We start from the raw sequence: 15234 nt of genomic DNA on the forward strand, positions 1-15234 counted from the left end.
CGGCGAAAAGACACCGCTCAGCACGAGGATAATTAACATGGTCGTCTTAGATGTATCAGGCATTGGATGCGGCAGCTGCGTCGGCAAAATCACCAGAGCGATCCAGGCACTGGACGACAACGCTACGGTCTCCGTCGATCGATCAACAGGTAAGGTGAGTGTTGAAAGCAGCGAAAACGCGGAACAGCTTCGTAAAGCTGTGGAGGCGGTTGGCTTTCCTTCCAAGATCAGCCATTGAACGGAGACTCCTACTCCTGAGTAGAGCGCCGTCTGGAGGAGAATACCTCTGAATCCAGGAGTACTTAAGCTGCTGTGTCGGTCAAAATGGGCTGGCATGCGGCTGCGCTGCTAGTCACCGCGCAGAGCTTTGAGCAAACCCTTGAATGCTCCGTTCAACCGAGTAAAAGCCTCGTCGAAACGTATTGCGTTTTCCGTGTATTTGGCGACCTCGACCTGCTGATCGACAGTATTTTGGTCCAAGGCAGGTTGAGCCGGCGTGCTGTAAAGCAAGTCGCGCCCGTACTCAGCCACCGCCGATTCTTTCTCAAGAAAATGCTTTGCGTTTGTTGTTTTCAAAGAAAACGCAGTGGTAGCAGGTTCTTTTGTTTGGCTGGCGAGCACAGTAGAAAAATCCAAGCCCTGGGCTTTGAAGTTCGGAGTGTCAGCGTTCGCGATATTGTTACTCAAGATCTCAGCTCTCTGGCCACGATAAACTAACGCTCTTTCTGCGGAGCCTAGTGCTTTCTCAAAATTAATAGTCACAATTAGTCACCCTCGGTGGCATTACTATCTTCTTAGATCATTGAATACTCAGCTGTTGCAGCAGCGCATTCAAGCCTCCTATTAATTTTAATGGAGAGACCTAGAACATCGCCTCCGTGAGAATTAATGGAACCCAAAGCAATGATTACACTTCAATCTTATTTACAATAAATGTTGGGCAATGCGAAAAGATGGAGACCATACGTATTAAATAGCGTGTACTTCAAGAAAAATATCCCAAACTGACACAACTGTAATATTGGCCTAAGCTTCCTGACAGGGGGTATCTCTTATAGTCCAGCTGAGTCTATTGCTCACCCCCAAAGAGTCCAATCCATGATGGGATTCAGAGGGGATATTTTCTCACATCTGAGGTAGCCCATATGAACACCATCAAAACCTTGTTCGTCGTCGCAGCGCTGACCGTTTCCACTCTGGCCATGGCTGAAGGCGGTGGTGACCGGACTTTCGCACGTATGGAAGTGGCCAGGACGAATTCGATGGAATCGTACCAGGTAGCTCAAACGCAGAGCGCTCAACCGCCTGTCGCTGAAAGCAAAGCCAAAGCGATGGATCATAAAAACTGCTGAACGATTAGGCACGCAGCCAAGCTGACAGAAATGTAATCACGAAGGTGGTTTAGATGTGGCAATTTCTGAGCTCGCTTGCAATGAAAAATTCGTCTTTTTTTCGGTAAGCGAAGCTCATCTTGCCAACTCACGGGTTGATTTGAACGGCTCCCTTTTGACTGATTGGAAATAAACGGCATGCATTCCAAAACCTCTAGACGGACATTCGTTAAAGGCCTAGCCGCCGGCGGCATCCTTGGCGGCCTTGGTCTGTGGCGCACTCCTGTATGGGCAGTGACCAGTCCAGGTCTGCCGAGCGTCCTCACCGGCAACGAATTTGATCTGTTTATTGGTGAAACGCCGGTAAACATCACTGGCTCGCCGCGCACAGCCATGACCATCAATGGCTCGTTGCCGGGGCCTTTGCTGCGTTGGCGCGAAGGAGAGACGGTCACTCTGCGCGTGAAAAACCGTCTGGAGCAAGACACCTCCATTCACTGGCACGGCATCATTTTGCCTGCCAACATGGATGGGGTACCGGGTTTGAGTTTCCACGGCATCGCGCCGGACGGCATGTACGAGTACAAGTTCAACGTGCATCAAAACGGCACGTACTGGTACCACAGCCACTCCGGGTTACAAGAGCAGGCAGGCGTTTATGGGCCAATCGTAATCGATTCGAAAGAGCCTGAGCCGTTTCAATACGATCGCGACTATGTGGTGATGCTGACTGACTGGACCGATGAGGATCCTGGTCGCGTCATGGCCAAACTCAAGAAACAATCGGACTACTACAACCACCACAAACGTACCGTGGGCGACTTCATCGACGACGTCAGTAAGCAAGGTTGGTCCGCTGCCGTCGCCGACCGGAAAATGTGGGCTGAAATGAAGATGAACCCCACTGATTTGGCAGACGTCAGCGGGGATACCTACACCTACCTCATGAATGGCCAAGCGCCGAACGGCAACTGGACCGGTATTTTTAAGCCTGGCGAAAAGCTGCGCCTGCGCTTCATCAATGGCTCAGCGATGAGCTATTTCGATGTACGCATTCCTGGTTTGAAAATGACCGTGGTGGCGGCCGACGGCCAACATGTCCAACCAGTCAGTGTCGATGAATTCCGAATCGCCGTGGCAGAAACTTATGACGTGATTGTTGAGCCTGCCACCGAGAAGGCTTACACAATCTTTGCCCAGTCCATGGATAGAACCGGCTATGCGCGGGGCACTTTGGCAGTTCGTGAAGGACTGAAAGCACCGGTACCGGCGATCGATCCGCGTCCGCTCTTGACCATGGATGACATGGGCATGGGCGGTATGGCTGGCATGGACCATGGCAGCATGGCTGGCATGGGCGGCGGCGATATGAAACAGGGTGACATGTCAGGTATGGCAGGCATGGATCACAGCAAGATGCAGGGAATGGACCAAGGTGACATGACCGGGATGACCAGCATGGGCAGCGGTGACATGACCAACATGGCCAGCATGGACCATAGCAAGATGGCAGGTATGGACAAGGGTGACATGTCCAACATGGCCGGCATGGACCACAGCAAGATGGCGGGGATGGACAAAGGCGACATGTCCAACATGGCCGGCATGGATCACAGCCAGATGGCAGGGATGGGCGGTATGGGAGGCGAGATGCAGTCTCACCCAGCGTCCGAAACCAACAACCCGTTGGTTGACATGCAGGCCATGAACCCAACGCCAAAACTGAACGATCCAGGTATCGGTTTGCGGAACAACGGTCGACGGGTGCTCACTTACTCAGATCTGAAGAGCACTTTTCAGGACCCTGATGGCCGCGAGCCCAATCGCACCATTGAGCTGCATCTGACCGGTCACATGGAAAAGTTTTCCTGGTCCTTCAACGGCATCAAATTTTCTGATGCTGAGCCCCTTCGTCTCAAGTACGGGGAGCGTCTCCGCATCACCTTGGTAAACGACACCATGATGACGCACCCCATCCACCTTCATGGAATGTGGAGCGATCTTGAAGATGAAAACGGCAAGTTCAAGGTACGTAAGCACACAATCGACATGCCACCGGGTACCAAGCGCAGCTATCGGGTCACCGCCGATGCTTTAGGTCGCTGGGCCTATCACTGCCACCTGCTTTTCCATATGGAAATGGGCATGTTCCGTGAAGTACGGGTTGATGAGTAAAGGAGACGATCTGTGAGCACACACCTAAATCGTAAATCGCTGGTCGGTTGCCTCTTTGCCTTTGGCCTGATGGGTGGATTCTCCTCCGTAGCATTGGCAGTCGAAGAAAGTGGTGATCATTCACCTGCTACTTCTGCGGATGCGCCGAACAAGACTGCGACCACGTCAAACGAGGCAACGCCGAATCACCCGAAGATGCCTCATACCAAGATGCGCCATGGGTCGATGGATCATGACCAAGAAAACAAGAAGGCGGATTGAGATCATGACCAGGAATTTTTTACGCCCAACGTTGATGGTATTGGCAGTTTCTACGAGTCCTGTCTTCTTTGCCGTGGCTCACGCCGCTGAAGAGATGGATCACTCTAAGATGAACCATGGTTCCATGGGAGCGATGGACCATAGCAACATGGGGGCTATGGACCACAGCAAGATGAAAATGGACGACGGGCAAATGACCGGCATGGAAAGTATGGATGCAGGGACGACAACAACCAGTCGAACCCCTGTTCCCGTACTTACCGATGCTGACCGTGCAGCCGCCTTTCCAGACGTCGCTGGTCATGGTGTTCACGACAAAGAAACCAACTCTTTCATGCTGCTGGATAAGTTTGAGTACCAGGATGCTGACAACGGTAGTGCGCTGGCCTGGGACGCGAAAGGATGGATCGGCGGTGACATTGATCGACTGTGGTTGCGCTCGGAAGGCGAACGTACCAATGGCGTGACGGAAAGCGCTGAATTATCCGCGCTCTGGGGGCACTCCATCGGACCGTGGTGGGATGTCGTCACCGGTGTACGACAGGATTTCAAACCAGGGTCTCCTCAAACCTGGGCCGCACTTGGCATTCAGGGCATGGCGCTTTATAACTTCGAGGCCGAAGCGACTGCCTACATCGGTGAGAACGGTCAATCGGCTGCTCGGCTGGAAGGCGATTACGACATTCTGCTGACGAATAGATTGATCTTGCAGCCGACGGCCGAGGTCAATTTTTATGGGAAGAATGACCCTCAGCGCGGCGTCGGGTCCGGATTAGCCAACACCGAAGTGGGGCTCCGATTGCGTTATGAGATTGTCCGCCAATTTGCCCCTTATATCGGGGTGAGTTGGAGCCGTTCCTATGGCAATACGGCAGACTTTGCACGTGAGGAAGGTGAAGATGCCAGCGAGGCACGCTTTGTCGCCGGTATTCGGATGTGGTTCTGAGAATCGAGCATGAAGATAACGCTGAAGGCACTGATAGCTGCTGGTCTGGCCACCGTATCAGCGGCTGCCGGCGTGGTGTATTTCGGCGTGATCAATGTCGGGGCAGATGATCGGCACTCCGCACCCGTCTACGCGCTACTTTCTATTGCTCGGGAGCGCTCGATACAAGTGCGCTCGCGCGACATTCAGGTCCCCGACCTGAGCCAAGAAGCCCTCATCCGTGAAGGTGCTGGCAACTACAACTCTATGTGTGTCGGTTGCCATTTGGCTCCGGGCCTTGCAGGCACCGAACTGAGTAACAGCCTTTACCCCGCACCTCCGAACCTTTCGAAACCGGGCGTCGATGGGCACCCAGCCGCAGCTTTTTGGATCATCAAGCACGGAATCAAATCCACCGGCATGCCCGCGTGGGGCAAAAGCATGGCCGATCCCTACATATGGGGGATGGTGGCATTTCTCCAGCAGCTTCAGTCACTGGATGCAGAGCAATACAAAGCTCTGATCACGAGTAGCGGTGGCCATCAACACGGTGGTGGCGAAAGCGTGATGCACAACCATGAGGGTCAGCATGGAACGACCTAGGAGCAAAGTGGCGTAGGTGCTGCCGACCAGATGGCGGAAGTCCGCGCTCATGATGACGAGAAAAACAAGGCACGTGCCCATGGCCCCTCCGCAGCGCCGCCTGCAAACGAGCCTGCTGACCACGCCGATCATAAGGGTAGGGAAGCTTCAGATGGTGCGGCCCCGACCCCAACCGTACAGCCCAAATCACATACACATACTGATGGGAAGGAACATACCCATGCGAAATAACTCTCTTCGTCGCAGACGGGCACTTCGTCTCGCCGCTTTCGTGGCTCTGTTCATCAGTTCAGCCAGTCACGCAACAGAGCCATTGACGATCGATGTCCATCGCGACGCTAATTGCGGGTGTTGCAAGAAATGGGTCCAGCACCTTGAAGCTAGCGGCTTTACTGTCGTTGATCACGTGGAAACCAACATGAGCGCGATCAAGCGCGGGCTCGGGATTTCTCCTGAGCTCTCGTCCTGTCACACAGCAACCATCAACGGAAAGTTTGTTGAAGGTCACGCGCCCGCCGAGCAAATCATTGCGATGAGCAAACGTGATGACCTGCTCGGGATTGCCGTTCCAGGCATGCCGGCCGGCTCCCCAGGAATGGAAGTGGACGGGAAACATGACGCTTATAAGGTAATCGGCTTGTCCAAAGCAGGCACCGACCACGTCATTGCTGAATACCCCGAAAACTGATCTTTTAATCTTGTTCCAGCATGGTAAGGGTCATGGCCGTGCAGAGGACATAGCTCATTTCGGACGTAAAAAAGGCGCCACTAGGGCGCCTAAACCGCCTCCCAAACCAAAGGAGAAACAAGGAGGCGGGATGTATCTGGTGGTTGAGCAATTGTTTACTGCGCAATAGAAACCTTTCAACTGACAGACATGATTTCATAAAATGAATAACTTCAGCCTGTCCTGTAAATTACTTCTACGTCAGCGAGCAGTAAGCTTGTTTCGGACAAACGGAAATTATTCAGTTCTTAAATAATTTTCATTGTCTAGCTTCCATGGGGGCAGTTGTCGGCCATAATCTTATATTCCACGGTGTTAAGCTTGCCCGCAGAGTCTTCGTAGGTCATGCGCGAAGGAGCAACACCACAGGTTTTATTGACTCGTGTGACACTGACGACCTTCTGGATATCGAGGTTCATACCATATCCATAATGAACAATTTCAGGAGGAGTCTTACCGTTCCTGGAGGCATATTGTTCCATTGCCTGTTGGTTCTCTTGCATCATTCGACCATACACGCGGTCACCGCCTCCTTCAGCCATGGCTAATGAAGATAAGGCCAAAATCGAAGCGGCGCAAAACGCTTTCACTGCTGTCATTTCTTTCATGATTTTCTCCTAAAGCTCAATTTTCTGAGTTAAAGAGTAACAAGTGAAAGCTTTCAGAAAGCTGCCGCGAAGGTTACTAATGTGAAAGGTGGACCCTACTCCGCTTTTACGCTTTCACGCTTTCAAGCCAGATGGCATTTTTGTTATCACCAAAGGTTGGCAGACGCTGACGGAACACAGACGCCCTCAAAAACTTATTGAAACCGGTGGTCCCTCCCAATTCCTGGATACGCCGGTAGATCTGAGCAAGGCCTCCGCGTCGACCCCGGTTCTCGCCAGGCTTTCCAGATCCCACTCAAAGAAACTGGAAAAAACCAAGAAAACTTTGCTTGATACCGCTGAGGTCAATCTTACCGTCGAGTAATTCACGGGGAGCTTCATCCTGATGAGTTCAGAGACAGTCCATACCAAAGTTCTTAAACGGAAATGCCATACTGACTCCTGATGAATCTTAATCTGTTGATAAGTCAGGGGGAACCTCTGCTTGCGCAGATCCAGTTCATGAGGTAACGAACCTGGGAGCAGCGATTGCAAATTCCGAATGTTCACTCTCTTCGAATCTTTCGTAACTTTATATAGCTCATCTACGCCCGCTTCGATAAGGGCTGCATAGGCGCCGTCTCTTGAGTCGACTGACTTTTCGACCGTAACGGAAACTTTCTTAGGTGCACGAAGTTTTGCCATTAACCATGCGTTATCGTTTTCTAGAATCCATTGCGTAGGTTTGTACGCCTTCTTCCAGAGGTACTCGATATCGGCATCGGTACGTAGCGCTAAAAGCAACTCAATTTTTTGGCGATATCTGGTTTTTTGGCTAAGACGCGATTCTTCGACTTTGGGCCCTCGCGGAGAAACAGCAGCACTCAGCAGGATAGACTCATTCTTCAGAGCCTCTTCAAAGTTATCTGCACTGGAAAACAAATGAAGAGCAATGATCAAATGCCGCGCGAGCGGCATATTTAGCTGACCTTTATCTGATTTGAGCCGGATCCATTGCTCATGCTTTCCGTTGTTGTAGGCTGGATCAATCTGCGCCAAAAGCTCATCGCCGTAAGCGCTTTGGATGCTGTCGAATAGTTTTGCAATACCCGCATTTTTTCCGAAAATGAATCCACGCTTCTTGCATTGGCGGACGTAGCACGAACTCAATACCGTACTGCCTATCGGAGGAATATTGCGTTGCAAAATATTGTGTGCGAACAGAGCGACTTTCTGTTCCATCTTTGAACCCTTGTGAATTGCTGCGCTGTTTAACGGGCTCCAGCCGCATGCGCATGGCTCAGTCAGATTGGGAAGCAGCTTCAATTTTCGGTAGAACGGGCGAGAGCACTCGGGGCAGGCATGGATCAATGCGTCGCCATGACGCCAACAGACGGCAACACCGGGTATCTGGTGAGATCGATGCCAGTAGGCAGAACCCCGCTCAATCAAATCTTCCTGAACGCAGGTAGGACAAAGCTTAGCCTTGCCATGGGTGGACTCTTCTCTGCGGGGCACCCGTACCACCCCGTCATAACCCAGCGGTCCTACGTTGTTCTCCGGCCCCTGCTTAACCCCAAGAAACGGCCGGTAAGCAGGAAAAGTAGTATTGCTACTGATCAGCTCTGCGAGATTGCTCTCCGATTGCCCCGGCAGCCTGTGCGCAAGCCTCTCGATCTGCTTGGGTACGATGCCACCAATGCAAAAAGGTTTCGATGCGAACAAATCGCGGTAGGTTTCTGTCGCGGTTCTATTGCCTGACAGATAGTGATAGCGGGTGACACGAGAGTGCAGCATTTCGTCCGGCATCGACACGGGAAAAAATAATAGATCAGACATCATTTACCAATTAAAGGTAGGGGTCGAAGAGAACGTGCATCCGGGGGCAGTATATATGCAACCCGTAAAATTCTGTATCCGGTCTGGATTTGGAAATGAAACAGCCGCTCAACTTTGAATCGTAGTGAATTCATCTAAACCCCGCCGCGCCCGTACTCCTTGAAATACAGAACACGTATCGATAACCCGGGTAGGTCAGCCAAGGGCGATTGCAAAACTATTTCGGGTGATCGCGGGTTAGTACGTTTTAGATGGTGATTGTGATCATCCAGCGTATGCCGGCGCTATTCTGGAGGGTGCAAATTTTCATTAACAGAAAAACAATGTGTTCACGGTGAATTGATTTAGAACTTTTTTAGATGGAGGGAATGCCTGGCTGAATTACAGCGGGGGCCGAATGCTCGCGAGCCTATAGAGCGAAGAACGTGATACAGACTTGCCCTCCGAGAACAATTGGCGTCTAGCCCATCGCAGACGCCTATCGTGAAAGCCTTCGATTGGTTCACATACTTTGTCGAGCATCGCTGCACAGAGAGGAAGCTTGCAGAGCTGTTTTTCGAAGCGGGATAGGACATGAAGCTCACGACCAATCCTCGTACGCGAAATGCGGACAGGCTTACCCGCAAGAGCATAAAGCGCGTCAGCACACTGACGGACTTCGCCGGCCAGTCTCGCATCGAGGGCAGCGAACATTTCGGTGCTATTTAGACGAGGCGTACGATGTGGGCTTGGGTTTGCAGTTGACTCCGAAAGCCACTGCCTATCGTGGCGATACAGCCACGCATACCCCCTGCATGCATGTGCTTTGTAAAATCGATAATCAGCCTCGAAAGCCGCGCGTCTTGCGCATAGCTCAATGTGAAATCGTGCCTCCCTCCAATCATCTTGCCCGCCAGGTACATTTCGGATGTGACGATAGACATACGCCAATGAAACGCCTAGAACCGCAGCGATCTTTTTGGCATCAGCTCCTTCAAGAGCACGTCTCCACACAGCGGCTGACGAACAGTCCAGGCCTTTACCAGGCATCACCGCAGAAGGACGCGTGGGAAGTCTAATGTGAGCTTCCGGGCCACACGCCACCGCCTGTTTCACATGGCATTGGCCATGCAGCAAGCTCACCATGTCAATGCCCAGAGCACCGGCCAATAAAATGTATTTGAGCGGATGGTGGGAGGTTATAGGCGTACGAAGCAGCTTGGTGACCCATGAGGCGGGTGTACCTGCACGAACTTCCCCGAGTATAGAAAATTCCCATTCTTGCGGGAGTGCGGCAAAAAAATCGGCCATGTGCCGCGCCAGCATGTGCAGGTGCAAGCGATGGTTATCAGAAGCAAGGTTGAGCTGCGTTGCCCTGTGTAAAAGCGTGCAGCGCACCGCCTCCGCCGACAAAGCAGTGACTTCAGACTCAAGGACCTGAAGTGAGCGCAAAGCTATTTCGTGAAGCGGCGGCATGCACCGCAACGGGGTGTCGAGAAGTACTGTGTGTGCTTGCACATTCTCATCATTGGGCAGATTGAGTTGTCGAGAGCTGCGGCTGGACCAGCGAGGATCAAGGATCCTGAGTGACGTGCCGTGATGCGGACATACCAGCACTCCTGGAAGCATGTGGACCCTGTGCCAGTAAGCGACTCCCCGTTGAGCCTGATCTTGGGCGATACATTCTGAGCATAACCGCACTCGGGAGGCGAATCCAATACGGCTCGCGTTGACGCCCAGCTTTAACATCAAGCCTTTCCCATCAGCGGTCATCAGCGTCCGAGCGTGTTCAACCTGGCTCATCCTCAAAAACGGCGCATAGTAGGGTAATAATGTGTGGCGCATGAGGACCTCGGCTACCGATAGCTCGGTACCGCTGGGTAGCGCGTCGACAAAATCCCCTAGATGGCTCGGGAATGCCACATTTTGTGAAAATGCTGCCGCCGATTTCAGTCCGGCAAATGCTGCTTGGCAATTACGAACACCACAAAGACGGGCGTAGCGAGAAATCACGCTGTGCAGCGTCTCGTCGGGAAACGCGGCGGGGAAGAAATGGAGTTTAAGGTGCACTTCACCACCCTCCGACTCACGCTTTGTGATACATCGGTGAGAACTCAAACAGGTCCTCGTTGAGCCAGCCCGCAGCGCGCAGAGCGTCGAGGGGAGCGTCATGTTCGCTAAGCGCTTTAACCTCTGAGTTTTCCACAGCAGTAGCAATCGGCGATGGGTGATCTTTCGCAAGAATGGTTGGAGATGGGTCTGCCGGTTTCTCACGGGATACAACGCTTCGAAGCAAGGTGAGGCGATCCTCTCGTGCCAATCCATCGAAGACCATCATTTCGCTCAGTTGATCCTCAATCGGCAGCAAATCGTCAAACTGTCGCATCCGCTTCGGATCACGGCTACGCAGGGCTGAAAGGGCTGGCTTTAGAATCTGCATTTTTGAGTTGCTTACCTTCACCATGACCTCAGCAGTCAAACACTCCGAGCCACTCTGGACCGCATAACGCTGACTCAATACCAGCAGCTTGACCAGGAAATCTGTCACGCCTTGAGTGTGTTCATACAGCGTGTCAAAAATCTCGTCGGTCAGCTCGGCAGTCTGCTTGCACCACTGATAGCTCCAGAGATTTTCGACCAACAACCGCCACTCCTCATCATCCTTTTCGAATCGTTTGAATTCGAGCGTACCGGCACCACAAACTCGGCGGGCAGTCCGCATGGCTTCTGAGAACAGGCTAATTGTCGAGTTCGTGCCACTGAAAACCACCGGGATACCGATGTTGTTTACCAAGTGCAGGAAAAAATTCAGCATGCTCTCTTTACCACCGGTTTTCGCCAGGTGGAGGTTTTGCAGCTCGTCGATCAACAAGGCGCCGATGAAAAACGTGCTGGCCACCTGCTCCATCTGTTGCAGCGCATCATTGATGTTTCGATGCCTGTAGCGCTTGTGGTAGTCCTTATCTCCTAGAGCGTCACCAACCGCATAAAAAAACTGCTGGCAAAATCCAGCCAGCGATCCATCCCGAGGGCAGTCAAGCTTCAGCCATGTGATTTGGGTATGAACAAACTGCTTTCCCTCATAGCGCTCATGACGGATTGTCTGTGGATAAAGGCTCAAGATGGCGTGGAGCGCCGTCGACTTGCCAATGCCGCTCAGGCCGACGACGGTAAACGTTTCTGCAGTGGACTTGAACGCATCGTGGTAACGCTGAGCTCCCGATAAAGAATGCAAATGCCGGACGGTAGCGGGCGACATAGGGTTACGCCCGACATACCCTCGACGGATGAGCAGTGAGAACAGGGCCTCCAGTTCCAGATGTAGCAAGAACGGCTGTACGACGGTTCTCAGCCTGTCGATACAGTGAATTCGAGTGGCTCCTTCGAGCGTCAGCTCTTTCGGATCCACCGGCTGAGGAAAGTTCGAGATCAGTTCAACAGCCGCCGCCTCCGACAATATCGGAGGCAAAGCTTCGATAAGCGGGTTACCCGCGTACTCACTAATGTCCTGTCTGACGTAATTGGCAAACGTCTGTGCACCTTTCATTTTGCCTGTCCTGGCCGAATTCTTTTGAGCAAATCGATAACCTGCGCGGTGCGCTCGCCGGCATATGAATCATGCGCTTTCGGTGTCGTTTCAGATTGAAGTGAAGCTGGCTCCACCCTCACGCCTTCAGGAACAACCGCATTTTCACGCTCACGGAGACGTTCTTCTGCGCGGTTCTCGCGGATGTTTCCAGTGGCCTCTGCCTTGGTAGGCGGAGCAGGTTCCTGTTTTCGTTCTGCGAGCGCATGACTGATGATCTGATGGACCTGATCGCTAAGCTGCACACGGCTTTCCAGCTCAGCTCGCCGGCGAGTAGGCGGTTTTTGGCGATAGGCTTCGAGCAGATCAAAAATCTCGTCCGAGCGGTAATTCGCGTAACCGGCATCCGATCGTCGAAGATCACAACGGATAAACTGCTTGGCCTCTCCTTGAATCCAAATGTGTGCCGCCGAGTTCGGATCGAACCAACACTCTATTGACCAAACGCCCCCTTTGCGAGCCTTGGCAAACCAATCTTTCTCTATGGCCATATCACACACGTAGTGCATGCCGCGAAACATCACTCCGCCCTTTTGAACGGTCGCGCGCTCACGCGGTAAAAGGTGGAGATAAACCAGCTCGTCGGGACGTTTGTTGGATTCGATCAGGTCGTTGTCGCAGGCCCAATTCCATATACCGTTGGGGGTAGGTTCTACGCCGTCATTCATCATCGCTTGAGTCAGTCGGTCAGGCTGTCGATGGTGTCGGTTATAGTGGAGCACGCAATTAATGAGGATTTGGGTGAACTCTTTGAGGTTCAGCGTGGCATCGAGCCGGTAATCTCGCTCGCCGCGCTCTTTGTCCCTCGCAGCTACCCCACCAGGTAGCCATCTGATACCCGTCAAATCATTCAAAATGCCAAACCGACTTTCAACCATAGGCTTCCAATCAGGCCGATAAGGTGGAGCAGTGCCCATCTCAATTCCCAATCCTGAGGATAACCCCTCTGCTGCGAGTGACAGCATCTCTCCCCGGTCGGCGTAAATCTGGTGGGGCAGGTGGTGACAATTCCAATCATCTGCATTGATTTCAACGCCGTTCTGAGCGCAGAACTCGACTTTGGAGGTAAACGCGTTGAACAGCGCTTGTCTCGCCCCATTCCAACTAGGGCCCTCCAATCCTACATAGAGACCAGCAATTATTCCGGAGAAACTATCCACTACGATATAAACGACGGGCCGACCAATGAGCATCCGTCTAGAGTAGCTGTTGACCAAATAAATATCGGCAATCGTTGCGTCGATTTCGAACTGATGACAGGGTCCACGCAGCCAATCTCGAACGGTACCTGAAAGCGGACGGCAATCCTTTAACCACCTCCTCAACCCTTTACGGCCACGCTCGGTTTCAATCTCGTCGAAAAAAATCTGCCCCCAATATTGGAACTGCCTCAAGCTGGGGAGTTCTGAACTAGGCAACAAACGAAGCGCTTCTTCACTGTTTTTGGAGATGTCTCGAACAGAGTAGAATCGTCTCAACATTTCGTCATATGCGCTCGAAATAGAAGATTTCTTATCTCTTACATAAAGAGCATATCCAACACGGATGCATCGTTTATCAACTGCACTGAGCATCTTGGAAGGCGAAGTAAGAACGCCTTGAAATTTAGGCTTTCGCCCTGGTGGCCTGCTCGGATCATATTTTCTATCGGCAATACCTACTGCCGTATAATTGTTAAGCAATGAGTTGCGAACTTGACCATAAGACCAATAGCGGTAAAGAAGCCGATAGATCGTTTTCCGCTGGATTCCGAGCTCTGACGCCCGTTTGCTAACAAGTCGGCCTAATTCACCTCGTACAAATATTTGTCCTGGGTATTCAGGATCTAGCAGAGGGGCGATGACGGCCCACTTTTCGTCCCGGCCTTGCTTGGCTCTCTCATCCAACTGTTCCTCAAGCACAAGCATAAACTCTGGCGTGGTAATGGCTGCTGGTTTGGTGTGACCAGACGCTATCGAGCGACGCAGCTCCTCCAGACCAACCGCGTACGGCTGTCGGGGTGGGTCAGCTAGATCTATCACAACTGCTAAGTCTTGCGTTTCATCGTGGTAAAGGAGCCTGGCTATCGTAGCGATGACCGACAGATCGGTTACAGGCTCGAAGACGTCATTAACGAGAACAGTCATGACATTTTCTCCTTCAACGATACTTGGACAGGGCTCGGGGAAACTTCGAAGTCAGGGACTAGACCAGTAAGGTGGAGAGGAGTGTTAACCAAATCTATTTTCAGTATTTTGTTCCAAACCAGATGGAAGAAAATTGCTTGAGCGTCTATGTAGGAAATGGAAAGAAGGGATGCTATTTTTCTTAGACAGGTGGCCAAGGTCCACGAATATTCCCGGGAGTTTGCTAGGCACTCGATAAAATTCGAATGCAACGGGGCTTTCATTAAATCACGAGAGAGCTTCGAGTACCTCCTGATTAGTCCAAGATTTTTAATCAAATCTCGTGTAAAAAACTCGTCTGTTACGATTTTCCAATCAACACCTTGGCTTTCCCAAAAACGCTTTTCAATTTCAAGTTTTTCAAGCGTTCTTTTACTTCCGTTGCCAATTAAATCGGAACGATACTTCACCGTCCTAGCTACCGATTTGAAGTTTCCGCTCAGGTCCTTAACAGTTAACAGGAAGTCTGTTGTCATCACATAAGGCAGTGTTGTTCTAGGGTATCTTGAATAGCGTACATCGATCGCCGACGCTATCGCTTGCGCACGCTCTGTGGGTAGTAAAGGGTATTGCTCCCGGATATCCACGACGTCTTCAGAAAATTCACACACAAGGAAGTAGGAACGCTCGAGATCTGACAGGAGATGATGAATCCTCTCGATCTTCACACCTTGAATCTTGTGCGAACGACCTATCGACGGGACATCTTGTACCCGCAGCCAAGGCACGTAGCTTGCCCCGGCGCCTTCGCCAAATCCATTTGCAATGTGCCGTTCAATGTCCTGCTGTGATGCAAATTTACGACCTCGCAACCCACGCCTCCTCAGTCGATGCGGACCGCTTCACCTCGCGTCGAGAAAAAGTCGTAGAAGGACACGACTGCCAAAGCGGCCGTATTCAAAACATTTTCCAGACTACACCCGCTGAAAGTTGAAGCGATGAATCCAGACCAAAGGGAAAGCCTGGAAAGGAAAACCCCCGTAGATACGGGGGTTTGAGCCTTGTGTCAATCTATGTTCATCAGTGTCAAACCTTATTGTTTTGTGTCAATCTTTA

13 protein-coding genes and 1 pseudogene are annotated in these 15234 nt (G+C 51.8%); 7 read left to right on the forward strand and 7 right to left on the reverse strand.

Annotated features, from left to right (window positions below):
• Positions 1-37 precede the first annotated feature (37 nt).
• Positions 38-238 carry a heavy-metal-associated domain-containing protein gene (locus N005_RS28545; RefSeq protein ID WP_019816893.1) on the forward strand — a complete coding sequence of 67 codons (201 nt, stop codon included), beginning with the start codon at positions 38-40 and terminating at the stop codon, positions 236-238.
• A 110-nt stretch (positions 239-348) separates the two neighbouring features.
• Here the strand turns inward: N005_RS28545 and flgB are convergent, their stop codons facing one another.
• The gene (gene flgB / locus N005_RS26895) at positions 349-762 is read right to left on the reverse strand and encodes a flagellar basal body rod protein FlgB (RefSeq protein WP_047703940.1); all 414 of its coding nucleotides are present in this window, start codon (positions 760-762) and stop codon (positions 349-351) included.
• Between the two features lie 383 nt (positions 763-1145).
• On the opposite strand from flgB, the gene N005_RS26900 reads away from it, so the two are divergent.
• The 6 genes and pseudogenes from N005_RS26900 to N005_RS26920 all read left to right on the forward strand — a co-directional run bounded on the left by N005_RS26900 (position 1146) and on the right by N005_RS26920 (position 5983).
• Positions 1146-1352, forward strand: a complete 207-nt coding sequence (locus N005_RS26900; RefSeq protein ID WP_019816895.1) for a co-regulatory protein PtrA N-terminal domain-containing protein — start codon at positions 1146-1148, stop codon at positions 1350-1352.
• A gap of 177 nt (positions 1353-1529) precedes the next feature.
• Complete coding sequence (locus N005_RS26905; RefSeq protein WP_081993366.1) at positions 1530-3506, forward strand: copper resistance system multicopper oxidase; 1977 nt, start codon at positions 1530-1532, stop codon at positions 3504-3506.
• A 12-nt stretch (positions 3507-3518) separates the two neighbouring features.
• Positions 3519-3767: a hypothetical protein gene (locus N005_RS29280; protein ID WP_144402730.1), complete on the forward strand. Its 249-nt coding sequence runs from the start codon at positions 3519-3521 to the stop codon at positions 3765-3767.
• Positions 3739-4713 carry a copper resistance protein B gene (locus N005_RS26910; RefSeq protein WP_047704187.1) on the forward strand — a complete coding sequence of 325 codons (975 nt, stop codon included), beginning with the start codon at positions 3739-3741 and terminating at the stop codon, positions 4711-4713. Before N005_RS29280 ends, N005_RS26910 begins: the two co-directional genes overlap by 29 nt.
• 9 nt (positions 4714-4722) lie before the next feature.
• Positions 4723-5526: pseudogene (locus N005_RS26915) on the forward strand (c-type cytochrome).
• Complete coding sequence (locus N005_RS26920) at positions 5516-5983, forward strand: DUF411 domain-containing protein (protein ID WP_047703941.1); 468 nt, start codon at positions 5516-5518, stop codon at positions 5981-5983. The pseudogene N005_RS26915 and the gene N005_RS26920 overlap by 11 nt, the downstream one beginning before the upstream one ends.
• 305 nt (positions 5984-6288) lie before the next feature.
• Here the strand turns inward: N005_RS26920 and N005_RS26925 are convergent, their stop codons facing one another.
• From N005_RS26925 to N005_RS26955, 6 genes are all read right to left on the reverse strand, one after another.
• Positions 6289-6621, reverse strand: coding sequence for a DUF2790 domain-containing protein (locus N005_RS26925; protein ID WP_047704189.1), 333 nt, complete (start codon positions 6619-6621; stop codon positions 6289-6291).
• Positions 6622-6816: 195 nt separating this feature from the next.
• Positions 6817-8448 carry a TniQ family protein gene (locus tag N005_RS28550; RefSeq protein WP_245221698.1) on the reverse strand — a complete coding sequence of 544 codons (1632 nt, stop codon included), beginning with the start codon at positions 8446-8448 and terminating at the stop codon, positions 6817-6819.
• 381 nt (positions 8449-8829) lie between these two features.
• Positions 8830-10497 (reverse strand): TnsD family Tn7-like transposition protein, encoded by a 1668-nt coding sequence (locus N005_RS28555; protein ID WP_081993368.1) that lies wholly within the window; start codon positions 10495-10497, stop codon positions 8830-8832.
• A gap of 16 nt (positions 10498-10513) precedes the next feature.
• Positions 10514-11974 carry an ATP-binding protein gene (locus N005_RS26945; RefSeq protein WP_047703944.1) on the reverse strand — a complete coding sequence of 487 codons (1461 nt, stop codon included), beginning with the start codon at positions 11972-11974 and terminating at the stop codon, positions 10514-10516.
• Positions 11971-14139 carry a Mu transposase C-terminal domain-containing protein gene (locus N005_RS26950; protein WP_047703945.1) on the reverse strand — a complete coding sequence of 723 codons (2169 nt, stop codon included), beginning with the start codon at positions 14137-14139 and terminating at the stop codon, positions 11971-11973. Before N005_RS26950 ends, N005_RS26945 begins: the two co-directional genes overlap by 4 nt.
• The gene (locus N005_RS26955; protein ID WP_047703946.1) at positions 14136-14990 is read right to left on the reverse strand and encodes a TnsA endonuclease N-terminal domain-containing protein; all 855 of its coding nucleotides are present in this window, start codon (positions 14988-14990) and stop codon (positions 14136-14138) included. Before N005_RS26955 ends, N005_RS26950 begins: the two co-directional genes overlap by 4 nt.
• Positions 14991-15234: the final 244 nt, after the last annotated feature.

The organism is Pseudomonas mediterranea CFBP 5447, from assembly GCF_000774145.1.
In the GTDB taxonomy this organism is placed as follows: Bacteria; Pseudomonadota; Gammaproteobacteria; order Pseudomonadales; family Pseudomonadaceae; genus Aquipseudomonas; species Aquipseudomonas mediterranea.